The organism is Quatrionicoccus australiensis (assembly GCF_020510525.1).
Taxonomy (GTDB): domain Bacteria; phylum Pseudomonadota; class Gammaproteobacteria; order Burkholderiales; family Rhodocyclaceae; genus Azonexus; species Azonexus australiensis_B.
The window spans coordinates 729372-753099 of sequence record NZ_CP075188.1; the positions used below are offsets into that span (position 1 = coordinate 729372).

30 protein-coding genes and 1 tRNA gene are annotated in these 23728 nt (G+C 60.1%); 10 read left to right on the forward strand and 21 right to left on the reverse strand.

Translation table 11 applies throughout. The features are described 5' to 3' along the window. Nucleotides 1–48: 48 nt before the first annotated feature. Nucleotides 49–125 (forward strand) — tRNA-Met (locus tag KI612_RS03530). A gap of 52 nt (nt 126–177) precedes the next feature. Here the strand turns inward: KI612_RS03530 and slmA are convergent. From slmA to KI612_RS03605, 15 genes are all read right to left on the reverse strand, one after another. Then, nucleotides 178–789 carry a nucleoid occlusion factor SlmA gene (gene slmA / locus KI612_RS03535; RefSeq protein WP_226442461.1) on the reverse strand — a complete coding sequence of 204 codons (612 nt, stop codon included), beginning with the start codon at nt 787–789 and terminating at the stop codon, nt 178–180. A gap of 37 nt (nt 790–826) precedes the next feature. Continuing rightward, entirely contained in the window at nt 827–1465 is a 639-nt protein-coding gene (locus KI612_RS03540; protein ID WP_226442462.1) for a pyrimidine 5'-nucleotidase, read from the reverse strand. A 59-nt stretch (nt 1466–1524) separates the two neighbouring features. Further along, nucleotides 1525–2412, reverse strand: a complete 888-nt coding sequence (gene argB / locus KI612_RS03545) for an acetylglutamate kinase (RefSeq protein ID WP_226442463.1) — start codon at nt 2410–2412, stop codon at nt 1525–1527. Nucleotides 2413–2496: 84 nt separating this feature from the next. Then, nucleotides 2497–2913, reverse strand: coding sequence for an Hsp20/alpha crystallin family protein (locus tag KI612_RS03550; protein ID WP_226442464.1), 417 nt, complete (start codon nt 2911–2913; stop codon nt 2497–2499). Between the two features lie 95 nt (nt 2914–3008). Beyond that, nucleotides 3009–3455, reverse strand: coding sequence for a dihydroneopterin triphosphate diphosphatase (nudB, locus tag KI612_RS03555; protein WP_226442465.1), 447 nt, complete (start codon nt 3453–3455; stop codon nt 3009–3011). Further along, the gene (locus KI612_RS03560) at nt 3452–3877 is read right to left on the reverse strand and encodes a barstar family protein (RefSeq protein WP_226442466.1); all 426 of its coding nucleotides are present in this window, start codon (nt 3875–3877) and stop codon (nt 3452–3454) included. Before KI612_RS03560 ends, nudB begins: the two co-directional genes overlap by 4 nt. A 3-nt stretch (nt 3878–3880) precedes the next feature. Next, a complete protein-coding gene (locus KI612_RS03565) occupies nt 3881–4243 on the reverse strand; it encodes a ribonuclease domain-containing protein (protein WP_226442467.1) in 363 nt (120 codons plus the stop codon). 6 nt (nt 4244–4249) lie between these two features. Continuing rightward, on the reverse strand, nt 4250–6049 hold the full coding sequence (aspS, locus tag KI612_RS03570; protein ID WP_226442468.1) for an aspartate--tRNA ligase: 1800 nt from the start codon (nt 6047–6049) through the stop codon (nt 4250–4252). Between the two features lie 21 nt (nt 6050–6070). Next, the gene (locus tag KI612_RS03575; protein ID WP_226444129.1) at nt 6071–6685 is read right to left on the reverse strand and encodes a DUF502 domain-containing protein; all 615 of its coding nucleotides are present in this window, start codon (nt 6683–6685) and stop codon (nt 6071–6073) included. After that, nucleotides 6685–6939 carry an FmdB family zinc ribbon protein gene (locus KI612_RS03580; RefSeq protein ID WP_226442469.1) on the reverse strand — a complete coding sequence of 85 codons (255 nt, stop codon included), beginning with the start codon at nt 6937–6939 and terminating at the stop codon, nt 6685–6687. The genes KI612_RS03575 and KI612_RS03580 overlap by 1 nt, the downstream gene beginning before the upstream one ends. Nucleotides 6940–7009: 70 nt before the next feature. After that, nucleotides 7010–7861 (reverse strand): prepilin peptidase, encoded by an 852-nt coding sequence (locus KI612_RS03585; protein WP_226442470.1) that lies wholly within the window; start codon nt 7859–7861, stop codon nt 7010–7012. Next, complete coding sequence (locus tag KI612_RS03590) at nt 7861–9087, reverse strand: type II secretion system F family protein (protein ID WP_226442471.1); 1227 nt, start codon at nt 9085–9087, stop codon at nt 7861–7863. Before KI612_RS03590 ends, KI612_RS03585 begins: the two co-directional genes overlap by 1 nt. A 15-nt stretch (nt 9088–9102) precedes the next feature. Next, nucleotides 9103–10818 (reverse strand): type IV-A pilus assembly ATPase PilB, encoded by a 1716-nt coding sequence (gene pilB / locus KI612_RS03595; protein ID WP_226442472.1) that lies wholly within the window; start codon nt 10816–10818, stop codon nt 9103–9105. A gap of 87 nt (nt 10819–10905) precedes the next feature. Further along, on the reverse strand, nt 10906–12168 hold the full coding sequence (locus KI612_RS03600; protein WP_226442473.1) for an HlyC/CorC family transporter: 1263 nt from the start codon (nt 12166–12168) through the stop codon (nt 10906–10908). Nucleotides 12169–12173: 5 nt separating this feature from the next. After that, entirely contained in the window at nt 12174–13013 is an 840-nt protein-coding gene (locus KI612_RS03605) for a cytochrome C assembly family protein (protein WP_226442474.1), read from the reverse strand. Nucleotides 13014–13042: 29 nt separating this feature from the next. Between KI612_RS03605 and ffh the strand changes: the two genes are divergently transcribed. After that, entirely contained in the window at nt 13043–14401 is a 1359-nt protein-coding gene (ffh, locus tag KI612_RS03610) for a signal recognition particle protein (RefSeq protein ID WP_226442475.1), read from the forward strand. Here ffh and KI612_RS03615 read toward each other — a convergent pair whose 3' ends face one another. Together KI612_RS03615 and KI612_RS03620 are read right to left on the reverse strand one after the other, a co-directional pair. Beyond that, the gene (locus KI612_RS03615) at nt 14402–14989 is read right to left on the reverse strand and encodes a lytic transglycosylase domain-containing protein (RefSeq protein WP_226444131.1); all 588 of its coding nucleotides are present in this window, start codon (nt 14987–14989) and stop codon (nt 14402–14404) included. Between the two features lie 11 nt (nt 14990–15000). Then, nucleotides 15001–16731, reverse strand: coding sequence for a proline--tRNA ligase (locus tag KI612_RS03620; RefSeq protein WP_226442476.1), 1731 nt, complete (start codon nt 16729–16731; stop codon nt 15001–15003). A gap of 111 nt (nt 16732–16842) precedes the next feature. On the opposite strand from KI612_RS03620, the gene KI612_RS03625 reads away from it, so the two are divergent. Genes KI612_RS03625 through coq7 form a run of 3 tightly spaced genes read left to right on the forward strand, consistent with a single transcriptional unit; the run spans nt 16843 to nt 18542 of the window. Then, nucleotides 16843–17397: an RNA pyrophosphohydrolase gene (locus KI612_RS03625; RefSeq protein WP_226442477.1), complete on the forward strand. Its 555-nt coding sequence runs from the start codon at nt 16843–16845 to the stop codon at nt 17395–17397. Next, nucleotides 17391–17915, forward strand: coding sequence for a CNP1-like family protein (locus KI612_RS03630; RefSeq protein WP_226442478.1), 525 nt, complete (start codon nt 17391–17393; stop codon nt 17913–17915). Before KI612_RS03625 ends, KI612_RS03630 begins: the two co-directional genes overlap by 7 nt. A 3-nt stretch (nt 17916–17918) precedes the next feature. Beyond that, nucleotides 17919–18542, forward strand: a complete 624-nt coding sequence (gene coq7 / locus KI612_RS03635; RefSeq protein WP_226442479.1) for a 2-polyprenyl-3-methyl-6-methoxy-1,4-benzoquinone monooxygenase — start codon at nt 17919–17921, stop codon at nt 18540–18542. A gap of 4 nt (nt 18543–18546) precedes the next feature. Here the strand turns inward: coq7 and KI612_RS03640 are convergent, their stop codons facing one another. Beyond that, nucleotides 18547–18975, reverse strand: a complete 429-nt coding sequence (locus KI612_RS03640) for an OsmC family protein (protein WP_226442480.1) — start codon at nt 18973–18975, stop codon at nt 18547–18549. A gap of 504 nt (nt 18976–19479) precedes the next feature. On the opposite strand from KI612_RS03640, the gene rplM reads away from it, so the two are divergent. The 5 genes from rplM to erpA all read left to right on the forward strand — a co-directional run bounded on the left by rplM (nt 19480) and on the right by erpA (nt 22055). Then, nucleotides 19480–19908 (forward strand): 50S ribosomal protein L13, encoded by a 429-nt coding sequence (rplM, locus tag KI612_RS03645; protein ID WP_117607868.1) that lies wholly within the window; start codon nt 19480–19482, stop codon nt 19906–19908. 9 nt (nt 19909–19917) lie between these two features. Next, complete coding sequence (gene rpsI / locus KI612_RS03650) at nt 19918–20310, forward strand: 30S ribosomal protein S9 (protein ID WP_226442481.1); 393 nt, start codon at nt 19918–19920, stop codon at nt 20308–20310. A gap of 183 nt (nt 20311–20493) precedes the next feature. After that, the gene (locus tag KI612_RS03655) at nt 20494–21228 is read left to right on the forward strand and encodes a DUF6776 family protein (RefSeq protein ID WP_226442482.1); all 735 of its coding nucleotides are present in this window, start codon (nt 20494–20496) and stop codon (nt 21226–21228) included. 11 nt (nt 21229–21239) lie between these two features. Continuing rightward, nucleotides 21240–21641, forward strand: a complete 402-nt coding sequence (locus KI612_RS03660) for a bactofilin family protein (protein WP_226442483.1) — start codon at nt 21240–21242, stop codon at nt 21639–21641. A 63-nt stretch (nt 21642–21704) separates the two neighbouring features. Further along, complete coding sequence (gene erpA, locus KI612_RS03665) at nt 21705–22055, forward strand: iron-sulfur cluster insertion protein ErpA (RefSeq protein ID WP_226442484.1); 351 nt, start codon at nt 21705–21707, stop codon at nt 22053–22055. Between the two features lies 1 nt (nt 22056). Here erpA and KI612_RS03670 read toward each other — a convergent pair whose 3' ends face one another. Genes KI612_RS03670 through KI612_RS03680 form a run of 3 tightly spaced genes read right to left on the reverse strand, consistent with a single transcriptional unit; the run spans nt 22057 to nt 23726 of the window. Continuing rightward, nucleotides 22057–22383: a hypothetical protein gene (locus KI612_RS03670; protein ID WP_226442485.1), complete on the reverse strand. Its 327-nt coding sequence runs from the start codon at nt 22381–22383 to the stop codon at nt 22057–22059. Between the two features lie 3 nt (nt 22384–22386). After that, a complete protein-coding gene (locus KI612_RS03675) occupies nt 22387–23202 on the reverse strand; it encodes a M23 family metallopeptidase (protein ID WP_226442486.1) in 816 nt (271 codons plus the stop codon). Next, nucleotides 23199–23726, reverse strand: a complete 528-nt coding sequence (locus KI612_RS03680; protein ID WP_226442487.1) for a protein disulfide oxidoreductase — start codon at nt 23724–23726, stop codon at nt 23199–23201. Before KI612_RS03680 ends, KI612_RS03675 begins: the two co-directional genes overlap by 4 nt. Nucleotides 23727–23728: the final 2 nt, after the last annotated feature.

A 23728-nucleotide genomic window follows, 5' to 3' on the forward strand; every position in this document is an offset into this window, starting at 1 on the left:
GTTGACCGGACAACGCCTGCCAAACTATAATCCGCGCCCTTGAAGCGTGGTGATGTAGCTCAGACGGTTAGAGCGATGGATTCATAACCCATAGGTCGGCAGTTCGATTCTGCCCATCACCACCAGAAATACAAAAAGCCCGCTGATCCGTCAGCGGGCTTTTTCGTTAACTTGCGATCAATCGCTGCCCGGTGTTCCCGATTGCGACAGGCAGGCGAAGTAGAGCATGGTCCATTGTTGTTGCCACTGGGCCAGCGGTTCGCGGGAAAAGCCGCTGCGTGCGTATTGTTCCCAGCGGCCGACGACGTAGCAGCGCAGCAGGTTGGCGAGGGCGCCGAAATCGGCGTCGGCCTTCAGGTTTTCCTGGGTGGCGGCGATGCGCAGGGCCTGCTTGAGGGCGGCTTCGACCTTGTCGAGCAGGGCGTTGATGCGCTGCTGCAGGCGCTCGTTTTCATTGACCAGCGCGTCGCCGATCAGGACGCGCGTCATGCCGCGGTTTTTCTGGGCGAAGCGCAGCAGCAGGGCGATGATCTGCTCGACCTGCTTGAGGCCTTCGCTTTCGTCCGTGGTGATCTGGTTGATGACGCCGAACAGGCTTTGTTCGATGAATTCGATGAGGCCTTCGAACATCTGTGCCTTGCTGGCGAAGTGGCGGTAGAGCGCGGCTTCGGAGCAATCCAGCTTGGCGGCGAGGGCGGCGGTGGTGATCTTTTCCCCTTTCGGGGTTTCGAGCATGCCGGCCAGGGTTTGCAGGATGTGCAGGCGGCGTTCGCCGGGTTGGATTGCCATGTTTGCCCCCAGATCTGTTTTGGTTTTGGTCTGAAAATTATAGTCGACCGCTGCGCGAAGGTAACTCCAATACGGACCTGATTTTGACGTCTACAAAGGGCGATTGGCGTAAGCCAGCGCTCACCCACACAGTCTTCATGCCGAGTTTCTTGGCAGTGACCAGGTTGGCCAGACTGTCTTCGACCATGATGCATTGCCGGGCCTGCAGGTGTTCGGCGCGGAGCAGGGCATGAAAGCCGCTGCGCATCGGCTTGGGCCGGAAGCCCAGGCTTTCGACCGAATAGGCGGCGTCGAAATGGCGCCACAGGCCGGTGATCCTGAGTACGGCGTCCATGTAGTGGCGCGGCGCATTGGAGTAGATGATCTTGCGCCCGGGCAGGCGGCGGAGGGCGTGCAGCGTTGCCGGCTGGAAGACCAGCTTGGCGGCGAGGTCGGGGAACTGGTGCGTCTCGCGCAGGAAGTGGTGCGGATCGATCGGGTGGTGGCGGATCAGGCCGAGCAGCGTGGCGCCGTAGCGTTCCCAGTAATGCTGGCGGATCTGGTTGGCAGCTTGCCGGTCGAGGCCAAGGTGGCGCTCAATGTAATCGCGCATCGCCCGGTTGATCTGCGGAAAGATATGCGGGCTGGCATCATGCAGCGTGTTGTCGAGGTCGAACAGCCAGGTCGGGTTGTCCATCGTGCGGCTTATGGAAAAAAAGCCCGCAGGGCGGGCTTTTTGAAGATAACGGTCGACACTCAGTGCGACTTGATCATGGTGCCGACGCCGTGGTCGGTCAGGATTTCAAGTAGCAGCGCATGTTCGACGCGGCCGTCGATGATATGCACGCCCTTGACGCCGTTGCGCGCGGCATCGAGTGCCGAGCCGATCTTCGGCAGCATGCCGCCGGACAGTGTGCCGTCCTCGACCATTTCGTCGATCTGCTTGGGTGTGATGCCGGTGATCAGTTCGCCGTCCTTGTCGAGCACGCCCGGCGTATTGGTCAGCAGCACGAGCTTTTCGGCCTTGAGCACTTCGGCGATCTTGCCGGCGACGACGTCGGCGTTGATGTTGTAGGTTTCGCCATCCTTGCCGACGCCGATCGGGGCGATGACCGGGATGAAGGAACCCTTGTCGAGGTGGTCGATCAGGGTCGGATCGATGGAGACGATTTCGCCAACCTGGCCGACGTCGATCAGGTCGCCCGGATGGTCCTTGTTCTCCAGCATCAGTTTCTTGGCGCGGATGAAGTTGCCATCCTTGCCGGTCAGGCCGACAGCCTTGCCGCCGGCCTGATTGATCAGGTTGACGACATCCTTGTTGACCTGGCCACCGAGCACCATTTCGACGACTTCCATGGTTTCGGCGTCGGTGACGCGCATGCCCTGGATGAATTCGCCCTTCTTGCCGACGCGGGCCAGCAAATTCTCGATCTGCGGGCCGCCGCCATGCACGACAACGATGTTGAAGCCGACCAGCTCGAGCAGCACGACGTCACGCGCGAAGCAGCTCTTCAGGTGTTCGTCGGTCATCGCGTTGCCGCCGTATTTGACGACGATGGTCTTGCCGTGGAAACGCTTGATGTAAGGCAGTGCTTCGGCCAGAACGGCGGCCTTGATGCCGGGGGAGAGGTCTTCGATGCTCATGGCGGGCTCCAAGTGGAATCGCCGCGGATTGTACAAAGAAAAAGGCCGGAACGGGGTCCGGCCTTTGCTCGTCGCGAAACGGATTTATTCGATGTTGAGGCGCTTGTTCGGGCTGGCCTGGCGTTTGGGCAGGGTCAGTTCGAGCACGCCGTCGTTGAATTTCGCGATCGCCTTGCTGTCGTCGATTTCCTGGCCGAGCTGGAAGGAGCGCGATACCTTGCCGAAATAGCGCTCCGAGCGAAGCAGTCGGTCGCCTTCGCGGCTTTCTTTCTCCTGCTTCACTTCGGCGCTGAGCGACACCTGGTTGCCGTCCACGACGACATGGATGTCTTCCTTCCTGACGCCGGGCAATTCGGCATGAACCAGATAGTTGTCGCCTTCCTCGCGCACGTCCATTTTTATGCTCGGGGTTTGTTGCGGGCTGCCATTGAAATCAACGGGGCGAACGAAAAAGCCGCGGAACAGATCTTCCAGCGGATCGATGCGGGTGATGTTTGCCATGATGGTCTCCTTGCTGGTTACAACTTCCTGTGACCAATATGGATGACGAGTGGCAATTTTCAAGCCCCTTTTTTGGCGAGGCTTGCCTGTGCTTTTTAATTTGCTCCGCGCGTCGGCAGGGCCAGGATGGCGTCGCGATTACTCGTTGAAAAACAACGTGCTGCGGCTTCCTGCCAGGGGAGCCAGAGCTGGGCAATATGCTCGCCGGGTGCGAGCTTGACTGGCTGGATGGCCGGGATTTCGAGCGAGAAGACGTGCTCGGTGTTGTGTGTGACGCCGGGGGCGTAGCGGTGCCGCCATTCGGCAAAGATCTCATAGACGTTTTTCTGCTGCCAGTCGCTGAGCTTGCCGGCGGCGGCATCGAGTCCGGTTTCTTCCATGACCTCGCGGCAGGCGGTGGCGAGCAGGCTTTCATCGCCCTCCTGGCTGCCGGTGACCGATTGCCAGTAGCCGGGATGAGCGGCGCGTTCGATAAGCAGGACGTCGAGGGCCGGGGTGTGGATGACGACCAGCACGGAAACCGGTCGCTTGTAGTGGCTCATGCGACGGGCAGGGGCGCTATGCCGGGTGCGGGTGCGTCGAGCAGCAGGCACAAGGGATGTCTGCTGCCCGCGGCCTGGGTGGCGCTGCCCAGTACTTCGAGCAATGTTGCAAAGGTCTCCGGGTCGGCCTGGCGCAGCGTTGTCAGGCCGCTTATCAGAACGATGCTGCCGTGCGGGCTGCGCCATTCATCATCGGCCAGGCAGTCGTACAAGGCATCGAGATTGGCGCCGTACCAGTCGGGGAAGGCAAGCGCCTGGCCTAGCGTGTGCAGAACCAATTCGCGAGAGCAGGCGTGGCTGAGATCAACCGGGAGCAAGCGGCTACCTTGACGGCGGGCGATTTTTTCGATTTCGGGACGGTCGACCGGTAAAAAATGGAATAAACCGGAGGCGAGCGATTTTTTCGGTGCGTGCTGCGGCATCGGCTACTCCCGTATCCGGCGGAAAGTCCGGTAATGGTCGTCGGTGTAGTAGTACTCGCGCTGTTCGCCGGCAATGATGCGGCGTGGGCCACGGTCGCGGCGGCCGGGCGTCTTCACGGTGTATTCGGCGTAGTAGCCGCGCTGGCGTTGCGGCAGGCGCTTCTCGTAATTGCCGAAGACGATGCCGTCGCGGGCGTAGGGAAAAGGACCGCCGGTCTTGATCAGGGTCAGCGTGCGCTGCGCTTCGTACGGCAATTCTGCCGCTGGAATCGTGTCGACCGCCTGGCTTTCACGGTTGATGGTGAAAGCGGCTGCGCTGCCGATCGTCAGCCAGAAGACGACAAGGAGGCGCAGCCAGACTTGCATGCTGCTTTAGGCCTTGTCGATGTCGACCTGGGTTTCGACCTTCTGACGCAGACGGATGTGCAGTTCGCGCAGTTGCTTCTCGTCGACGCCGGACGGCGCGTCGGTCAGCAGGCACTGGGCGCGCTGGGTCTTCGGGAAGGCGATCACGTCGCGGATCGACTCGGCGCCGGTCATCATGGTGACGATGCGGTCGAGGCCGAAGGCCAGGCCGCCGTGCGGCGGAGCACCATACTTCAGCGCGTCGAGCAGGAAGCCGAACTTGGCCTGCTGTTCTTCCGGGCCGATGTTGAGGGCCGAGAAGACCTTTTCCTGCACATCGGAACGATGGATACGCACCGAGCCGCCGCCCAGTTCCCAGCCGTTCAGCGCCAGGTCGTAGGCCTTGGCCAGGCACTTGCCCGGATCGGTCACCAGCAGGTCGAGATGTTCGTCCTTCGGGCTGGTGAACGGATGGTGGCAGGCGCTCCAGCGCTTGTTTTCGTCGTCGTACTCGAACATCGGGAAGTCGACGACCCACAGCGGTGCCCACTTGGCGCCGGTGACGAAGCCTTTTTCGTGGCCGATCTTGATGCGCAGCGCGCCGAGGGCGTCGTTGACGATCTTGGCCTTGTCGGCGCCGAAGAAGATCAGGTCGCCGGATTGCGCGCCGGTGCGCTCGATGACGGCCTTGAGCGAGGCTTCGGACAGGTTCTTGACGATCGGCGACTGCAGGCCGGTTTCGTTGATCTGGGTGACGTCATTGACCTTGATGTAGGCCAGGCCCTTGGCGCCGTAGATGCCGACGAACTGGGTGTAGGCGTCGATTTCGCCGCGGGTCAGCGTGGCGCCGCCGGGGATGCGCATGGCGGCGATGCGGCCGCCTTCGCTGTTGGCAACACCGGCGAAGACCTTGAAGGCGACATCCTTGAAGGCGTCGGTGACTTCGGTCAGTTCAAGCGTGACGCGCAGGTCCGGCTTGTCCGAGCCGAAGCGGTGCATGGCTTCGGCGTAGGTCATGCGCGGAAATTCCGGCAGGTCGACGTCGATCGCTTCCTTGAATACCGTGCGGATCAGCTTTTCCATCAGGGCGGTGATCTCGTCCTCGCTCATGAACGAGGTTTCGATATCGACCTGGGTGAATTCCGGCTGACGGTCGGCGCGCAGGTCTTCGTCGCGGAAGCACTTGACGATCTGGTAGTAGCGGTCGAAGCCGGCGACCATCAGCAGTTGCTTGAAGAGTTGCGGCGATTGCGGCAAGGCGAAGAACTGGCCGGAATGGACGCGCGACGGCACGAGATAGTCGCGGGCGCCTTCCGGCGTGGACTTGGTCAGCATCGGCGTTTCGATGTCGATGAAGCCGGCGTCGTCGAGGAAGCGGCGGAAGGCACGCGCCGTCTTGTAGCGCAGCATCAGGTTGTTCTGCATCTGCGGGCGGCGCAGGTCGATGACGCGATGCGTCAGGCGGACGTTCTCGGAGAGGTTTTCCTCGTCGAGCTGGAACGGCGGCGTGACCGACGGATTCAGGACTTCGATTTCATGGCAGAGGATTTCGATCTCGCCGGAAGCCAGGTTGGCGTTGGTCGTGCCGGCCGGGCGCGGGCGCACCTTGCCGGTGATTTTCAGGCAGAACTCGTTGCGGACGGATTCGGCAATGGCGAAGGTGTCGGCGCGATCCGGATCGCAGACGATCTGGGCCAGGCCTTCGCGGTCGCGCAGGTCGATGAAGATGACGCCGCCGTGATCGCGCCGGCGATGTGCCCAGCCGCAAAGGGTGACGATTTGCCCGTCGAGGGCGGCGTTGAGTTGTCCGCAATAATGGCTACGCATGAAACTTTCCGTAAGTTCTAATCAGGTGTTGGTGGTGATGCGAGCGTGTGGCGGTGGCGCCACGACACCCATCGAAATAATGTATTTGAGCGCCTCGTCGACCGTCATTTCCAGTTCGACCACGTCTTTCGCCGGCATCATCAGGAAGAAGCCGGAGGTCGGGTTGGGGGTGGTCGGGACGTATACACTGACGTAATCGCCATCGAGGTGATTTATGACATCGCCGCCCGGTTGACCGGTCAGGAAGGCGATGGTCCAGCTGTTCTGGTGCGGATAGCGAACCAGGACGGCCTTGCGGAAGGCGTTGCCATTCGGCGAGAAAAGCGTGTCCGAAACCTGCTTGACGCTGTTGTAAACCGAATTGACGACCGGAATGCGAGCGAGCAGCATTTCCCACCAGACGACCAGTTTCTGGCCGATGAAATTGGCGGCGAGCAGGCCGGTGAGCAGGATCATGGCCAGGGTCAGCACGGCGCCGGCGCCGGGGATCGGGAAACCGACCAGGTTTTCCGGGTGAACCGATGCGGGCATCAGGCGCAGCGATTGGTCGAGCGTGCTGACGATCATCGACAGCACCCAGCCGGTGATGACCAGGGGCACCCAGATCAGGAGCCCGGTGATGAAGTAACGCTTGATCAGTTGGCCACGCACGACGAGCAGCTTCCTTCCCCGGTCTGGCAGGGAGGTGCGGCGTCAGCTTTTTTGCTGCCGCCCTTGAAATCGGTGGCGTACCAGCCGCTTCCCTTGAGCTGGAAGCCGGCGGCCGACAGTTGCTTGGTATAGCTTTCCTTGCCGCATTCCGGGCAGGTCGTGAGCTGCGGGTCGCTCATTTTCTGCAGATGTTCTTTCTGGAATCCGCAGGAGTCGCAGCGATATTCGTAAATCGGCATGGGAATCCTCCAAAACCTTGAATTATAACCGAGAGCAGGGAATGCTTATATCAGGCTTGCCGCCGATATTTCAAGAGAGCAGTCCGAGATAGCGTTCGGTAAGTGCCGGTCCCCAGAACAGCGCGATGCCACCGGCGGCCGCCAGGTAGGGGCCGAAGGGGATGGGGATGTTGCGGCCATGACGCCCGAAGACGATCAGTGCGATACCGACGCTTGCGCCAACGACGGAGGAGAGCAGGATGATGGTTGGCAGCATCTGCCAGCCGAGCCAGGCGCCGAGTGCTGCCAGCAGTTTGAAATCGCCGTAACCCATGCCTTCTTTTCCAGTCGCCAGCTTGAACAGCCAGAATACCGACCACAGCGCGAGGTAGCCTGCCATGGCACCAATCACCGAAGTTGCGAGATCGGTATAGGTTGTCCCCAGGTTGAAGGCCAGGCCTAGCCATAGCAGTGGCAGGGTGATGGCGTCGGGGAGCAGTTGGGTGTCGAAGTCGATCATCGCCAGGGAAATCAATGCCCAGACCAGCAACAAGGCACCTGCGGCCTGGATGGTCGGGCCGAAATGCCAGACGGTGTAGGCGGAGAGCAGTGCGGTCAGGGCTTCGATGACCGGATAACGCGCCGAGATCGGAGCGCTGCAGCCGGCGCATTTGCCCTTGAGAATCAGCAGGTAGCTGATGATCGGGATGTTTTCCAGGGCCGATATCCGATGGCCGCAGGCCGGGCAGCGCGAACCAGGTTTGGCCAGGGTCAGGGGCTCTTCATCCGGCAGTGTTTCTCCCCTGAGTTCGGCGCACTGAACCTGCCATTCGCGCTCCATCATCTTCGGCAGGCGGTAAATCACCACGTTGAGGAAGCTGCCGATGCACAAGCCGAGCAGCCCGGCCATAACAGCCAGGCCTGTCAGTGACTCGGGAAGCATCAGACGACGGCGCCCAGCTTGAAGATCGGCAGATACATGGCAATGATCATGCCGCCGATCAATACGCCGAGGACAACCATGATCATCGGTTCGATCAGGCTGGACATGGCGTCTACCGCATCATCGACTTCCTGTTCAAAAAAGTCGGCAACCTTTGCCAGCATGGAGTCCAGAGCTCCGGATTCTTCACCGATGGAAACCATCTGGGTCACCATGTTGGGGAAAATATTGACGTTCTGCATGGCGTTGGTCAGGCTGGTGCCGGTCGAAACCTCGCTCTGGATCTGCCGGGTGGCGAGTTTGTAGACATAATTTCCGGACGCGCCGCCAACCGACTCCAGCGATTCGACCAGCGGCACGCCTGCCGCAAACATGGTGGCCAAGGTGCGTGTCCAGCGGGCAATAACCGATTTGCGGATGATGTCGCCAAAGACCGGCATGCGGAGCAGAAGGCGGTCCATGACGATTTGCATCTTTTCCGAACGCTTCCAGCTTTCGAAGAAGGCATAGAAGCCGCCGCCGAGGATGCCGAAAATGGCCCACCAATAGGCAACAAAAGCATCCGAGACGGCAATGACCACCAGGGTGGGCGCCGGCAAATCTGCACCGAAGTTCTTGAAAACTTCCTTGAAGGCCGGAATGACGAACAGCATGATGACCGCAGTGATAATGAAGGCAACCACCAGAACCGCGATCGGGTAGAACATCGCCGCCTTGATCTTGCTCTTGATGGCGAGGATCTTTTCCTTGTAGGTGGCGAGACGCTCCAGCAGGGAGTCAAGAATACCTGCCTGCTCGCCGGCTGAAACAAGGTTGCAATAGAGAACGTCAAATTGCAGCGGGTATTTGCGGAAGGCCTGGGACAGCGAACTGCCGGTTTCGACATCGGACTTGATATCGAGCAGGAGTTTACCGACCGCCGGGTTGGCATGGCCGCGACCGACGATGTCGAAGGCCTGCAGGAGCGGGACACCCGAGCGCATCATGGTGGCCAGCTGGCGCGTGAAAAGGGCGATGTCCTTTTCGGTGATCTTGCCACCGCTCTTGAAGCGGACCTTCTTGATCTTGGCATTGGAAATGCCCTGGCGGCGCAAGGTGGTCTGGACCACAGTCTCGCTGGCGGCACGAATTTCGCCGCGCACGTTTTTGCCATCCTTGTTCCTGCCCTCCCAGAGGAAAGCGCTTTCCTTTACGGTCCTGGCCTTGGGCCTTGCGGCAGTCGCCATTCCACTTCCTTTGCTTTATATGTTGGTGGTGCTCAGCACTTCATCAAGCGAAGTCATGCCTTGCTTGACCTTGAGCAAACCGGATTCGCGCAGATTCTTGACGCCTTCGGCCGCTGCCTGTTTCCCCAGGTCGAGGGAGTTGGCGCCGCTCATGATCAGGCGTTGCATGGCCTCAGAGACCGGCATGACCTGATAGATGCCGACCCGCCCCTTGTAGCCACTGCCTTTGCAGCGTTCGCAACCGACCGGGCCGTAAAGCGTCCACGAGCCATCGAGATCGGACTCGGCAAAGCCGGCATCAAGCAGGGCCTGATTGGGGACCGTCATCGGTTTTTTGCAGGTGCATAGCCGGCGAGCGAGTCGTTGTGCCGTGATCAGCTGGATACTCGATGCGATATTGAAGGTGGGGACCCCCATGTTCATCAGTCGCGTCAGGGTTTGTGGTGCGTCATTCGTGTGTAGCGTGGAAAGTACCATGTGGCCGGTCTGGGCTGCCTTGATGGCGATTTCGGCCGTTTCGAGGTCGCGGATTTCACCGACCATGATGATGTCCGGATCCTGCCGCAGGAAGGCCTTGAGTGCTACCGGGAAGGTCAGGCCGGCGCGGTCGTCGACGTTGACCTGATTGACGCCGGGCAGGTTGATTTCCGCAGGGTCTTCTGCGGTCGAGATATTGACGCCATCCTTGTTCAGGATGTTGAGGCAGGTATAGAGCGATACCGTTTTGCCGGAGCCGGTCGGGCCAGTGACGAGAACCATGCCGTAGGGACGATTGACCGCATCAAGCAGGGCTTCCTTCTGTTCCGGCTCGTAACCCAGGGCCTCGATGCCGAGCGTCGCCGAGGTCGGGTCGAGAATACGCAGAACGATCTTTTCGCCTTGCAGTGTCGGCAGGGTGCTGACCCGGAAGTCGATGGCGCGGGTCTTGGAAAGCACCAGTTTCATCCGGCCATCCTGCGGTACGCGCTTTTCGGCGATATTCAGCCGGGAAATGACCTTGATGCGGGAGGCGATCTTTTCCTTGATGGCGAGCGGCGGCGTTGCAACTTCGCGCAGGATGCCGTCGACCCGGAAGCGGATGCGGTAATATTTTTCATACGGCTCGAAGTGGATGTCGGATGCGCCATCGTTGATGGCGTCGAGCAGCATCTTCTGGATGAACTTGACGACCGGGGCATCGTCGATTTCCTGTCCTGCCGCTTCGTCTGCCTTGGAAGTGGATTCTTCGTCGAGGAAGTCGAGGTTGATATCATCGCCGCCAAGATTCTTCAGGCTGTCTTCGGCGGATTCGGAGAACTTGCTGACCAGCGGGATCAGCTTGGGATGTTCGACAACAATCGGGTCGACCGCGAGACCTGTCTGGAAGCGGATTTCATCCAGTGCCCGCAGATTGGTCGGGTCGGAGATGGCAACCGACAGCCGGTTGCCGCGCTTGTTGAGCGGAATGACCTTGTGGGTGGCCATGAGCTTGCGGTCGATGGCCGTTGCCGGGATGTGGGCTTCATCGAAGGCATTGAGATCCAGAAGCGGATAACCAAAGGTATCGGCGACAAAGCGTGCGATATCAAGGGCCGAAGCCTTCTGGCTGGCGATGATCTGTTCGATCAGTGGGATCTTGGCTGAACTCGCTTGCGAGATCAGTTGTTCGGCCTCTGCCTCCTTGAGTTGCCCGGCTTGTACCAGTGCTCGTGCCAGGCCGCTAAGAGGAGTAGTTTGAGGTGTCGCTGCCATTAATTACAGTCAAATGCCGTCTAGATCGGCTGATGATGCTACGTAGGCGCATGTTTGTAAAGGCTGTTCGCCCGATGGGCTGGTTGTTCAGGGGCGATAGATCCTGACCGTTACGACACTGCGGTCCTTGGTTTGCAGAATCTCGACCGGGATGCCGGCCAGTTTGATGCTGACATCCGACTCGGGAATGTCCTGAAAGTGTTCCAGGATCAGTCCGTTCAGTGTTTTCGGGCCGTCCAGCGGGAAGTTCAGGCCGAGCATGCGATTGATCTCGCGCAATGGGCGGGAGCCTTCGACAATGACCTGGCCTTCCTGGGTCCAGTTGAGAGAGTTTCCCAAGCCGGGCAGCGAGGTGGTGAAATCGCCGACAAATTCCTCGATGATGTCTTCCAGCGTCAAAAGGCCGAGGATTTCACCGTATTCGTCGACGACGAAACCGATTCTCTGGCGGTTTTCCTGGAAGAAGGCCAGTTGTGAAAAGACCGGCGTGCCAGCTGGAATGTAGTAAGGCGCTTGCAACTGCTGCAGAAGTGCCGCTTCGTCGAACTCGGGGTCGCCGAGGCTGGCGAGCAGGCGCCTGACCGGCAAGATGCCGATCAACTGGTCGAGCGACTCGCGGCAAACCGGCAGGCGGCTATGGTGACTGGTGGCCAATTGGGTTCGGACTTCTGTCCAGTCCAGATCCAGGTCGAGAATCTCGATCTGGCCGCGCGGGGTCATCACATCCTCGACGGTGATGTTGGTCAGTTCAAACAGGCTGGATAGAATGGTCTGGTGCTTTTTCGGCATCAGGTGTGATGACTCCAGCACCAGACTACGCAATTCTTCCTGTGAGAGTTTGCTTTCGCCGTGCATGCTGCCGGGTGAAAGGCGAATTGTTTTCAGCAATGCCGTCACGAAAAGATTGACGAACCAGATGATCGGGTAGGCCAGACGCAGCAGGGGGGTGAGGACGTAGCTCAGTAGCGGGGCGAGTCGATCGGCGTGGGTGGCGCAAATCACTTTGGGTGATATTTCGGCAATGACGAGCAGGGCGAAGGTGATGCTGAGCGTGCCGATTTCCAGGGCCCATTTCGATTCGCCGAACAGGGCCAAGGCAATGTAGCCGGTCAGCGTGGCTGCTGCTGCATTGAACAGGGTGTTGCCGAGCAGGATCAGGCCAAGCAGTTTGTCGGTCTGGCTGAGCAGGGCAAGCGCCAGTTTGGCCCCCCTGTGTCCGTTCTGGGCGGCATGGCGTAGCCGGAAACGGTTGGCCGCCATCATGGCGGTTTCGGAGCCGGAGAAAATGCCGGACAGGATCAGCAGCACGAACAGTGCGCCGAACATGGCCGGCAGCGGTAACTCATCCATGGGGTTCAGATCCTGCCGAGTATCACTTCAGCAACGAAGCGGCTGCCCACATAGGCGAGAATGAGCAGGGCGAAGCCGGTCAGGGTCCAGCGCAGGGCGCGTTTGCCACGCCAGCCCCAAGCGTGGCGCCCGAACAGCAGGGTGGCGAAGATGCCCCAGGAGGCGAAGGCGAACAAGGTCTTGTGGTCGATGCTGAACGGCTTGCCAAACAGGGCTTCGGAGAAGAACAGGCCGCTGCCCACGGTCAGAGTGAGCAGGATGAAGCCCAGGGTCAGCATGCGAAAGAGCAGCGTTTCCATCGCCATCAGCGGCGGCAGGCTGGCCAGGCTGCGCTTGAGTGTGCGCTTGTGCAGGGCGTTCTCGGTGAAACCCATGAAAATGGCGTGCAGGGCCGATAGGGTCAGCAGGCTGTAGGCGAGCATGGCGGCCAGGAAATGCAGCTTGAAACCGGTTGCCGAGGCGTTGGCGACCAGATGTACGTTCGGGAAAATCACCGGCAGGAAGGTGCAGGCGGCGGCCAGTGGCAGGACCATGGGCTGCATGCCCTCCATGCGCGCCATGAAGCTTTCCAGCCAGTAGATGAGGACGGCCAGCCACATCATCAGCGACAGCGCGAAGCCGAACGAGAAATGCATGCCGGTTTCGCCAAACAGTCCCTGGTAGAGCCCGATTGCCTGGATCAGCAGGGCGGCAGCAATGGCCGCGCGCTCCCAGGTTTGCATGGGGCAGGCCACGGACTGGTGCTCGCCTTCGCGCCAGCGGGTGTTCCAGAAATGGAAAGCGAGCCCGGCATATAGCAGGGCAGCGAGGATGTGGGGCAGAAGCTGAATTACAATGTCGGCCATCCGCAGATTCTACTAGAAGCCAATCACCCATGCTCGATAACCTGACCAATCGCCTTGCCCGCGTCATGAAGACGCTCAAAGGCGAAGCTCGCCTGACTGAATCCAATATTGCCGATGCCCTGCGCGAAGTCCGCATGGCGCTGCTCGAGGCCGACGTCGCTTTGCCAGTGATCAAGGACTTCATTGCTGCCGTCAAGGAAAAGGCGGTCGGCGAGGAAGTCATCGGTTCGCTGAGTCCCGGTCAGGCACTGGTCGGGGTCGTGCATGCCGAATTGACCCGTTTGATGGGTGATGCGCACGAGGGCATCAACTTCAACACCCAGCCGCCGGCGATCGTCCTGATGGCCGGTCTGCAGGGGGCGGGCAAGACGACCACGGTCGGCAAGCTCGGCAAGTTCCTCAAGGAAAACCACAAGAAGAAAGTGTTGGTTGTCTCCTGCGACGTCTATCGTCCGGCGGCTATCGAGCAGTTGAAGTCGGTGGCCGGGCAGGCGGGGGTCGATTTCTTCCCGTCGACCATCGGCGAAAAACCGGAGGCGATTGCGCTCGCTGCTGTTGATTGGGCGAAGCGGCATTACCACGACGTGCTGCTCGTCGACACGGCTGGCCGTCTGGCGGTCGACGAAGAAATGATGGCCGAAATCAAGCGGCTGCACGCGGCAATCAATCCGATCGAAACCTTGTTCGTGGTCGACTCCATGCTCGGTCAGGATGCGGTCAATACGGCCAAGGCCTTCAATGAAGCCCTGCCGCTGACCGGCGTCGTGCTGACCAAGCTCGACGGCGATGCGCGTGGCGGTGCGGCACTTTCCGTGCGCCACATCACCGGCAAGCCGATCAAGTTCTCCGGCGTCGGCGAAAAGCTCTCCGGGCTCGAAGCTTTCCATCCGGAACGGATGGCGTCACGGATTCTCGGCATGGGCGACGTGCTGTCGCTGATCGAGGATGCGCGCAAGGGGCTGGACGAAGAAAAGGCCGTCGCCTTTGCCAAGAAGCTCAAGTCCGGCAAGGGCTTCGATCTCAACGACTTCAAGGAACAGATCGGCCAGATGCGCAGCATGGGCGGCCTGTCGGCGCTGATGGACAAGATGCCGGCGCAGATCGCCCAGGCCGCCGGTCAGTTGCCGGCCGGGGCCGAGAACAAGATGATCGGGCGCGTTGAAGGCATCATCAATTCGATGACGCCGCTGGAGCGTTCGAAGCCGGAGCTGATCAAGGCCAGCCGCAAGCGCCGCATTGCGATGGGTGCCGGCGTGCAGGTGCAGGACGTCAACCGCCTGCTCAATCAGTTCGAGCAGTCGCAGAAGATGATGAAAATGATGACCAAGGGCGGCATCGGCAAGCTGATGCGCGGCATGAAGGGCATGCTGCCCGGTATGGGCCGCTGATCAGCGGCCGGTTTGCGCCAGCCTGGGGGCGGCTTCGTAGCCCCAGTTGTTTTGCCAGGCGGCGCGCACCATGTTCGGGTATTCCGGCTTGCCCAGGCTGCCGTTGTAGCGGCCGAGGGCGCGGTAAAGGTCGCCCTTCTCGATATCCAGGTAGTGGCGCAGGATGGTGCAGCCGTAGCGCAGGCTGGTGCGCAGGTCGAACAGGTTGTCATCCGGTCGACCGATCAATTTGACCCAAAATGGCATGACCTGCATGTAGCCGCGGGCGCCGACCGACGACACGGCGTATTTGCGAAAGCCCGACTCGACCTGCATCAGGCCGAGGATCAGCTGCGGGTCGAGTCCGGCGCGGGTGGCTTCGTAATGCACGCTGCGCAGCAGGTCCAGGCGATATTCGCGATCCGGGATACGCTTGCTTAGCCGGCGCGACATTTCGCCTAGCCAGTCGGCAGCTTCCAGCGGATTCTTGAACGAACTGACCGTTGGCCGCGAGTCCGATACGGCCTTGTGCAGGGCGCCCTGCACGCTGGCCGCGAGCGGCTCGTATTTCTGCGCGCCGGCAAAGGCTGCCGACGCGCTGCACAGCATCAGCGCGGCAATCAGCCGGCGCACAGCTTTCCCTTGATGATGCCGACGATGTCGGCCTGCGGCAGCAGCGTCGCTTCGGCGTCGCGGCGGCCCTTGTACTCGACCTGGCTGTCCTTGAGGCCGCGCTCGCCGATGACGACGCGATGCGGGATGCCGATCAGTTCCATGTCGGCGAACATCGAGCCGGGGCGCTCGTTGCGGTCGTCGAGCAGGACGTCGATGCCGAGCGCCTTGAGTTCGCCGTAAAGCTGGTCGGCGGCGGCCTTGACGGCTTCGCTCTTGTGATAGCCCATGGGCACGATGCAGACCTCGAACGGCGCGATGCTGGTCGGCAGGATGATGCCCTTGTCGTCATTGCCCTGTTCGATGGCCGAGCCGACGATGCGCGAAACGCCAATGCCGTAGCAGCCCATTTCCATGACCTGGCTCTTGCCGGTTTCATCGAGGAAGGCGCAGTTGAGGGCTTCGGCGTATTTGGTGCGGAGCTGGAATATGTGGCCGACTTCGATGCCGCGGCAGATTTCCAGTGTGCCCTTGCCATCCGGCGACGGGTCGCCGGCGACGACGTTGCGGATGTCGAAGACTTCCGGTTCCGGCAGGTCGCGGCCGAAATTGACGCCGGTCATGTGATAGCCGGCTTCGTTGGCGCCGCAGATGAAGTCGCTCATGACGGCGACGGCGCGGTCGGCGAAAACGGCCACTTTTTCACGGTCGACCGCTACCGGGCCGATAAAACCGGGCTTGCAGCCGAGGCGGGCGATGACCTCTTCCTCAGTAGCAAAGCGGAAGGGATTGAGGCCGGCGATCTTGCTCGCCTTGATTTCGTTGAGTTCATGGTCGCCGCGCACCAGGAGCAGGGCAAAGGTCGAGCTGCCATCTTCCTTTTCGCTGACGACGGCGATGGATTTGACGATTTTGTCGAGGTCGACCGCCAGGAACTTGGCGACATCGGCACAGGCCATCTTGCCCGGGGTGTGGGTCTTCTCCATTGCCCTGCCGGCGGCCGCGCGCGGCGTCGTCGGGGCCAGCGCTTCGGCCAGTTCGACATTGGCGGCGAAATCGGAAGTCGGGCAGAAGGCGATGTCGTCTTCGCCGGAGTCGGCCAGAACGTGGAATTCATGCGAGCCGGTGCCGCCGATCGAGCCGGTGTCGGCTGCTACGGCGCGGAACTTCAGGCCGAGGCGGGTGAAGATCTGGCTGTAGGTGGCGTACATCTTGGCGTATTCGCGCTTCAGATCCTCGAAGGAGGCATGGAAGGAATAACCGTCCTTCATCAGGAACTCGCGGCCGCGCATGACGCCGAAGCGCGGGCGGATCTCGTCGCGGAACTTGGTCTGGATCTGGTACAGGTGCAGCGGCAACTGGCGGTAGCTCTTGACGTCGCGACGCACGACGTCGGTGATCACTTCCTCGTGCGTCGGGCCGATCACGAAATCGCGCTGGTGGCGATCCTTGAAGCGCAGCAGTTCCGGGCCGTACTGCTCGCCGCGGCCGGATTCCTGCCACAGTTCGAAAGGCTGGACGGCGGGCATCAGCAACTCAAGGGCGCCGGCCTTGTTCATCTCGTCGCGGACGATGTTTTCGACCTTGCGCAACACGCGCAGGCCGAGCGGCATCCAGGTGTAAATACCGGCGGCAGAGCGCTTGATGAAGCCGGCGCGCAGCATCAGTTTCTGGCTGATGACCTCGGCGTCGGCGGGGGCTTCCTTGAGAGTGGTGAAAAAGAACTGCGTAGTGCGCATGGGATGCTCTTGAATTCGTTGCTAAAAGGGCATTTTACACCTTGCACGTCCTTTGCATGCGGGGGGGCTTTGTGAAAGAATCGAGGTAACTATTAATTTTGCAGGATTCTTATGCTTGACCGTGAAGGCTATCGCCCGAACGTCGGCATCATCCTTTGTAACGCTAAGAACGAGGTTTTCTGGGGTAAGCGCATACGTGAACATTCGTGGCAGTTTCCACAAGGTGGCATCAAGCGCGGCGAAACGCCGGAGCAGGCCATGTATCGGGAGCTGTATGAAGAAGTCGGGCTGATGCCCGAGCACGTGCGCATCCTCGGGCGGACCAAGGGCTGGTTGCGTTATGAGGTGCCGACACACTGGATAAAGCGCGAATGGCGCGGTTCTTACAAGGGGCAGAAGCAGATCTGGTTTTTATTGCGCCTGGTAGGGCGGGATAACGACGTCTGCCTGCGGGCGACCAACAAGCCGGAATTCGATGCCTGGCGCTGGAATGACTACTGGGTGCCGCTCGATTCGGTAATCGAATTCAAGCGCAGTGTTTATGAGCAGGCGCTCAATGAACTTGTGCGTTTTCTCGATCTGGATCGGCGCGGCCGTCAACGCCGCGGTGATGTCGATTTTCCGGCCGGTGATGCGCTCGCGGCGGGCGGAGGGGAGTCATGCTGATGTTGCGCAAGATGCTGTTGCTTGGCTTGTCTGTTTGCCTTGCCGCAAATGTTTTTGCGGCGGTAGAGGTCGACGAAGAGGATGAAAACAAGCCTTGGCAGGAACTGGAGGTTCAGTTCCCCGCGCCGCCACAGGCTGAAAATCTCCAGTCATTTCATGTCAGTGCGACGACTGACAACAAGTTTTTCATCGACATGGCCTCGCTGAGTGTTGGCGATGACGGCGTTGTGCGTTACACGCTGCTTGTCATTGCGCCGGAAGGTGGGCGGAATGTGACTTTTGAAGGTATGCACTGCCAGACACGCGAGCGTCGAATTTATGCCTCCGGGCGGGCAGACGGTTCGTGGGTGAAATCGCGTAATAACCAGTGGATGCGGCTGCAGCCGGCGAGTGTGAATCGGCATCATGCGGCGCTCTTCCTTGAATATTTCTGTCCGACCGGCGGTATTCAGCGTGATGTCGAGGCGGTAAAACGTGCCTTGAAGCAGGGCGGTTACGCAGAAACCTGGGTGCGCTGAAGTATGTCGATTGATCGTCTGATTGTTGAATTTGATCTGGCGCTGCGTACGGTGTGCGCTTCGGCGCATAGTGTGCGTCCGCTGCCGGGGCGGGACTTGCCAGAGCGTGAGCTGGATGCACAGGAGCGGCGCCATGTGGTCGGCCTGATGCGGGTCAATCATTGTGGCGAAGTATGTGCGCAGGCGCTTTATCAGGGGCAGGCCCTGACTTCTCGCGATCCGGAAGTGCGTGAGGCCTTGCGCAGTGCCGCTCAGGAAGAAACCGAACATCTGGCCTGGACCGAGCAGCGGATTGCTGCATTGGGTGGGCGGAAAAGCTTGCTGAATCCACTCTGGTATGCGGGCTCCCTGTCGCTCGGCGTGTTTGCCGGTGCGCTGGGTGATCGCTGGAATCTCGGTTTCCTGGCTGAAACCGAGCGCCAGGTGGAGGCGCATCTCGATAATCATTTGCGCAGTTTGCCGGAGGGGGATCTACGCTCGCGGGCGATCGTGGATCAGATGCGCCTTGATGAAATCCAGCACGCAGAAACCGCGGTTCGCCATGGTGCTGCGGAGTTGCCGTCCTTCGTCAAGCAGGCAATGAAGGCGATGGGCAGGGTAATGACCGGAGTTGCCTACCGCCTTTGATTGCTCAGGCTTCTTCGATGATTTCGAAGTCGTGGGTGATTTCTGCCGTCTTGCCGATCATGATCGAAGCCGAGCAATATTTGTCTTTTGACAGCTCAATGGCGCGTGCCACAGCTTCGGGTTTGAGATTCCTGCCTTTGACCCGGTAGTGAAAGTGAACGCTGGTGAAGATCTTGGGGTCTGTTTCGGCGCGCTCTGCCTTCAGGCTGACATCGCAGCCGCTGACTGCGTGCCGGCCTTTTTTCAGGATCAGCACTACATCGAATGCGCTGCAGCCGCCTGTTCCGGCAAGAACCATTTCCATCGGGCGAAAGCCGAGGTTGCGTCCGCCAGCCTCTGGTGCGCCATCCATAACGACAGCGTGGCCGCTGCCAGATTCTGCAACAAACGACATGCCTGCGTCGTTGCCCATCCATCGTACCGTGCATTCCATCGGGGGTCTCCTTTGAAGATTGGCGATTCTAACGGATATCGCTTTGTTGCTGCGCCGCCATGCGTGTTGCTGCATTGCAGCATTTGCGTTCGTTTTGAGCGCTAAGCGATGGTAGGGTTTTGTGGTTAAACAATGTAATATTTGTGTTGAGATTTATTTATAAATCTATTTATATCAGTAATTTAAATTAAATTAATTAATTTTATTGATCGATAAAACATTTGTTTGTGCGGCGCACAAAAATAGCTTGCTCCCGATTTCGGTTTGGGGGAGAATGCAAAGCGTACGGACCGTAGTTGATAGTTGTGAATCTTCCCCGGTTCAGATTTGTCTCCTCCACCCTCCTCCTTTGGTGTGGATTTAACGCGGCTCAGCGAGCCGCGTTTTTTTTGGTATTTTTATCTGGTGTTTTGTTGTAATGGCATTGACACCTCGGCAGGAGTTCGGCTAGAATCCGCGCCTTTCTCCAATCTGCGCCCAAATTTTTCAGGACGGCACACTTATATGAAAACGTTTTCCGCCAAGCCACATGAGGTGAAGCGCGAGTGGTTTGTGGTAGACGCCACAGACAAGGTGCTCGGCCGCCTCGCTACCGAAATTGCTCGCCGCCTTCGTGGCAAGCACAAGGCTATCTACACGCCGCACGTTGATACCGGCGACTTCATCGTCGTTACCAATGTTGAAAAGCTCACCGTTACCGGTAACAAGGCCGAAGATAAGAAGTACTACCGTCACTCCGGTTATCCGGGCGGTATCTACGAAACCAACTTCAAGAAGATGCAGCAGCGTTTCCCGGGCCGCGCCCTCGAAACCGCCGTCAAGGGCATGCTGCCGAAGGGCCCGCTGGGCTACGCAATGCTCAAGAAGCTGAAGTGCTACGCTGGCGAGCAGCATCCTCACACTGCCCAGCAGCCCAAGGCTCTGGAAATCTAAGGGATCATCATGGCTGAAAGTTATTTCTACGGTACCGGTCGTCGCAAGAGCGCCGTTGCCCGTGTTTTCATGAAGCGTGGTTCTGGCGCCATCGTTGTCAATGGCAAGCCGGTTGACCAGTTCTTCTCCCGTGAAACCGGCCGCATGATCGTGCGTCAGCCGCTGGCTCTGGTCGAGCAACTGAACGGTTTCGATATCAAGGTCAATGTGATCGGTGGTGGTGAGTCTGGTCAAGCCGGTGCCGTTCGTCACGGTATCACCCGCGCCCTGATCGAATTCGATGCCGCCCTGAAGCCCGCGCTGTCCAAGGCTGGTTTCGTGACGCGCGATGCCCGTGAAGTCGAACGTAAGAAGGTCGGTTTCCACAAGGCACGTCGCCGCAAGCAGTTCTCCAAGCGTTAATTCGCTTGTCGCTGCGAAAAAGCCGCCATCTTGGCGGCTTTTTTGTTACTGGGCTGCGGAGTATCATGCTGCCATGCTTGGCGAGACAAAATCCTGTCTGCGCTTTTCCGCTGTTGCTGCTTATTTCCTCTGTGTCCGTGCGAGCCGCGAACCAGTTTCTTTCCTGAGTCAAGCAAAGGCCTGATGCCGACACCTGTTGTCACCTTGAAGTTGCGTAGATTCCGGCGCCGTTTCGGGATTGCGGCGCCGCGTGTCGTGGTGCGCAGCCATTTGCCCTGGTCCTGGCTGGCGACTGCCGCCGGCTTGTTGTTGCTCCTCGTGATTGCCGCTGTCTGGGCCGTCATGCAGCATAACGAAAGTGGTGCCCTGGGGCGCGAACTGGATAATCAACGCCAGATCATCCAGGAGCAGCGCGAAGAACTGCATTTGTTGCGGTCGACTGCCGGCACGGAGAAAAATGCCGCGCATATGGAACGGGCTGCCCAGCAGCAACTGCTCGCCAGGATTCGCGGGCTGGAGCAGGAGAATGCTTCGCTCAAGGAAGACATTCTGTTGTTCGAGCGCCTGATTCCGGTGGTGGGTGAGGAAGCGGCGCTGCGTATCGAGAACTTTCGCCTGACTCCGGAGGGCAAGGGGCGTTATCGTTATCGCCTGTTGCTGGCCTTTCAGCCAAGCAAGCAGGCACCGGATTTTCGCGGTCGACTGCAATTGGCTGTGGTTTTTGCGCTTGCCGGCAAGGAACAGCAGCTGTTGTTGCCCGAAGGGCGAGGCGAGGCAGCCGATTTTCATATTGAAATGAAGCACTTCCTGCGCCGTGAAGGGGTCATTGAGTTGCCGTCCGAGGCGCAATTGCGCTCCATCGAGGCGCGTATCCTGCTCGGTGATACACTTAAAGCCAAGCGCATGGCGCAACTTTAGGAGTTGATTTCATGTTCGGTAAAAAGACTGACAGCAAGCCGCAAGGTCGTATCGACAGCCTGATCGGGGCCGGAACCGTGGTCGAAGGCAATATCCGCTTCAGCGGCGGACTGCGCATCGATGGCGAGGTCAAAGGCAGTGTCGAGGCCGCCGAGGGCGCGACTTCCTCAACCCTGGTGCTCAGCGAGCAGGCGCGGGTTGAAGGTTCGGTAACGGTGGCGCATCTGGTCAGCAACGGTACCGTGGTCGGTCCGGTGACGGTCAGCGAGTCGCTGGAAATGCAATCGCGTGCCCGGATTGTCGGTGACGTCGATTACGCCCTTATCGAAATGCACCAGGGCGCCGTGATCGAAGGGCGTCTGGTCCATCGTGGCGCGAAATCGGTGGAACTAAAGCTCGCCGCTTCGAACTAAGTTGATTGACCGGGATTGCACTGGCTCTCATAATCTCGCAGAAAATTTTTCAGGAGTTTCCCCATGAATGCAGCAACTGATGTCGTTTCCCCCATCCTCTTCACCGACAGCGCCGCCAACAAGGTCAAGGAACTGATCGAGGAAGAAGGCAATCCGGGTCTGAAGCTCCGCGTTTTTGTGACCGGTGGCGGCTGTTCCGGTTTTCAGTACGGCTTCACCTTCGATGAAGAAGTTGCCGAAGACGACACCACGATGGAAAAGAACGGCGTGACCCTGCTGATCGATCCGATGAGCTACCAGTATCTGGTTGGTGCCGAGATCGATTACTCGGAAGGCCTGGAAGGCTCGCAGTTCGTGATCCGCAATCCGAACGCCACTTCGACCTGCGGTTGCGGTTCGTCCTTCTCCGCCTGATTCAGACGGCCGGGCCGAGCGGCTCGGCAGAGCAGTCGCAGCCCTTGCCCGCGGCGATCCAGCGGGCGAGGAGGCGGCTGGCCAGTGGTTCGGCTGCCCGCGGCAGCCAGCCCAGATAATTTCCCGGCGCGGTCAGCAGGCCGCAATGGTAGCGATTGGCCCCTGTTGACCAGCTGAGTGCCGGACAGGGGCCTTTCTTTTGCCGGAAGCGCAGGCGCGCTGCCGGGCAGGTTTCCAGCGCACAACAGGCACCGCAACCGTTGCACGGCTCGCCTTCGGCCGGCTTGGGCGGCGCGGCGTGGTGCAGGCGGATGATTTCCTGCGACATGCCTCAGGGATTGCCGAGAAACAGTTCCGGATCGACCGGTGTGTTGTTGAGAATCACCGCCCAGTGCAGGTGCGGCCCGGTGGCCCGGCCGGTGGCACCGACTGCGCCAAGGATTTCGCCTTTTTTGACTGGTTGACCGCTGCGCACATCGATGCGCGACAGGTGCATGTAGGCCGTGATCAGGCCCTGGCCGTGGTCGATGAAAACCGTATTGCCATTGAAGAAGTAATTGCCGGTATTGGCAACGACGCCGTCGTTCGGTGCCGTTACCGGCGCGCCGCTGCCGGCCGCAACATCGAGTCCGGCATGCGGGTTGCGCGGCAGGCCGTTGAAAATGCGGCGCAGGCCGAAGCGCGACGAGAGGCGGCCGCTGGCCGGCTGGACAAAATCGCTGAGCGGCATGGCCGGTGAAAAACTGCGCTTGATGGCGTCGGTCGTCGCCTGCTCGCGTTCGATGCGGACGAGATCGGCGGCATTCGGCTCGACCTTGCGCTGGTCGCGGATGGTCAGGCGCTGTTCCGGGTAATTCTTGAGCTGGATCGGGACGTTGAGTTTCGTAGCGGTCGACGCCCGTAAAACGACGATTTCCAGTTCGCCGGGCAGCGTGTCGAGCGGGATGCCGAACAATGCGAACCAATGATTGTTGTCGCGAACCACGGCGAGTTGCTGTTCGCCCCAGCGTGCCGTCGGTGCCGGCGAACTGGCCGGGCCGAGATCGATGACCGCGACGCCGCCCGGTACCGGGGCGTGTCGGGGCAGGGCGAGTGCAGTCGTGCTGCAGCAGGCCAGGGCAAGGCAGAGCATCCGGCAGGACTTCATGTGTTCTCCAGCCCGGCCCACCACAAGCGCAGACGCAGGCCGAGTTCGCTGGTGTAGCCGAGGGTGACGAAACGGATATTGCCGGCCGGGTCGAGTACGATGCAAGCAGGCACGCCGGGCAGGCCGTACTGCTGCATCAGGGCGCCGGTCGGGTCGGGGAGGGTCGGCCAGGCGTAGCCGCGTTCGGCCATCACTTTGCCGATCTGTGCCGCGTCGCCGGACTGGCTGGCAATGCTGAGCAGCGGCCATTCATCGGCGATGGCGCTGATGTTGCCGGCGGTGGTCCGACAGACCGGGCACCAGTCGGCCCAGAAATAGATCAGGACGGCCTCGCCGGGATGTTCGCGGCGCCAGTCAGTAAGTTGAAAAAGGCTGCCGTCGAGGCGTTGACCGCTGAACGCCGGCGCGGCGCCGCGTGGCGTGTCGCGCGCCTGCCAGAGCTGGATGCCGATGAAGATCGCGGCGAAGAGCAGGCCTTCAAGCAGCCAGCTACGCCAGCGCGGCGGGGGCTTTTTGTCGTTCAAGG

Coding starts and splice junctions, on each gene's coding strand:
- rpsI (WP_226442481.1), top strand. CDS start 19,918: ATGGCTGAAAGTTATTTCTACGGTACCGGTCGTCGCAAGAGCGCCGTT.
- KI612_RS03615 (WP_226444131.1), bottom strand. CDS start 14,989: ATGCTGTGCAGCGCGTCGGCAGCCTTTGCCGGCGCGCAGAAATACGAG.
- KI612_RS03630 (WP_226442478.1), top strand. CDS start 17,391: ATGCTGATGTTGCGCAAGATGCTGTTGCTTGGCTTGTCTGTTTGCCTT.
- KI612_RS03600 (WP_226442473.1), bottom strand. CDS start 12,168: ATGGATGAGTTACCGCTGCCGGCCATGTTCGGCGCACTGTTCGTGCTG.
- KI612_RS03540 (WP_226442462.1), bottom strand. CDS start 1,465: ATGGACAACCCGACCTGGCTGTTCGACCTCGACAACACGCTGCATGAT.
- KI612_RS03560 (WP_226442466.1), bottom strand. CDS start 3,877: ATGCCGCAGCACGCACCGAAAAAATCGCTCGCCTCCGGTTTATTCCAT.
- KI612_RS03565 (WP_226442467.1), bottom strand. CDS start 4,243: ATGCAAGTCTGGCTGCGCCTCCTTGTCGTCTTCTGGCTGACGATCGGC.
- argB (WP_226442463.1), bottom strand. CDS start 2,412: ATGAGCATCGAAGACCTCTCCCCCGGCATCAAGGCCGCCGTTCTGGCC.
- KI612_RS03660 (WP_226442483.1), top strand. CDS start 21,240: ATGTTCGGTAAAAAGACTGACAGCAAGCCGCAAGGTCGTATCGACAGC.
- KI612_RS03625 (WP_226442477.1), top strand. CDS start 16,843: ATGCTTGACCGTGAAGGCTATCGCCCGAACGTCGGCATCATCCTTTGT.
- nudB (WP_226442465.1), bottom strand. CDS start 3,455: ATGAGCCACTACAAGCGACCGGTTTCCGTGCTGGTCGTCATCCACACC.
- KI612_RS03585 (WP_226442470.1), bottom strand. CDS start 7,861: ATGCTTCCCGAGTCACTGACAGGCCTGGCTGTTATGGCCGGGCTGCTC.
- slmA (WP_226442461.1), bottom strand. CDS start 789: ATGGCAATCCAACCCGGCGAACGCCGCCTGCACATCCTGCAAACCCTG.
- rplM (WP_117607868.1), top strand. CDS start 19,480: ATGAAAACGTTTTCCGCCAAGCCACATGAGGTGAAGCGCGAGTGGTTT.
- KI612_RS03605 (WP_226442474.1), bottom strand. CDS start 13,013: ATGGCCGACATTGTAATTCAGCTTCTGCCCCACATCCTCGCTGCCCTG.
- KI612_RS03640 (WP_226442480.1), bottom strand. CDS start 18,975: ATGGAATGCACGGTACGATGGATGGGCAACGACGCAGGCATGTCGTTT.
- coq7 (WP_226442479.1), top strand. CDS start 17,919: ATGTCGATTGATCGTCTGATTGTTGAATTTGATCTGGCGCTGCGTACG.
- KI612_RS03675 (WP_226442486.1), bottom strand. CDS start 23,202: ATGAAGTCCTGCCGGATGCTCTGCCTTGCCCTGGCCTGCTGCAGCACG.
- KI612_RS03580 (WP_226442469.1), bottom strand. CDS start 6,939: ATGCCGATTTACGAATATCGCTGCGACTCCTGCGGATTCCAGAAAGAA.
- aspS (WP_226442468.1), bottom strand. CDS start 6,049: ATGCGTAGCCATTATTGCGGACAACTCAACGCCGCCCTCGACGGGCAA.
- erpA (WP_226442484.1), top strand. CDS start 21,705: ATGAATGCAGCAACTGATGTCGTTTCCCCCATCCTCTTCACCGACAGC.
- KI612_RS03550 (WP_226442464.1), bottom strand. CDS start 2,913: ATGGCAAACATCACCCGCATCGATCCGCTGGAAGATCTGTTCCGCGGC.
- pilB (WP_226442472.1), bottom strand. CDS start 10,818: ATGGCAGCGACACCTCAAACTACTCCTCTTAGCGGCCTGGCACGAGCA.
- KI612_RS03655 (WP_226442482.1), top strand. CDS start 20,494: ATGCCGACACCTGTTGTCACCTTGAAGTTGCGTAGATTCCGGCGCCGT.
- KI612_RS03620 (WP_226442476.1), bottom strand. CDS start 16,731: ATGCGCACTACGCAGTTCTTTTTCACCACTCTCAAGGAAGCCCCCGCC.
- ffh (WP_226442475.1), top strand. CDS start 13,043: ATGCTCGATAACCTGACCAATCGCCTTGCCCGCGTCATGAAGACGCTC.
- KI612_RS03670 (WP_226442485.1), bottom strand. CDS start 22,383: ATGTCGCAGGAAATCATCCGCCTGCACCACGCCGCGCCGCCCAAGCCG.
- KI612_RS03590 (WP_226442471.1), bottom strand. CDS start 9,087: ATGGCGACTGCCGCAAGGCCCAAGGCCAGGACCGTAAAGGAAAGCGCT.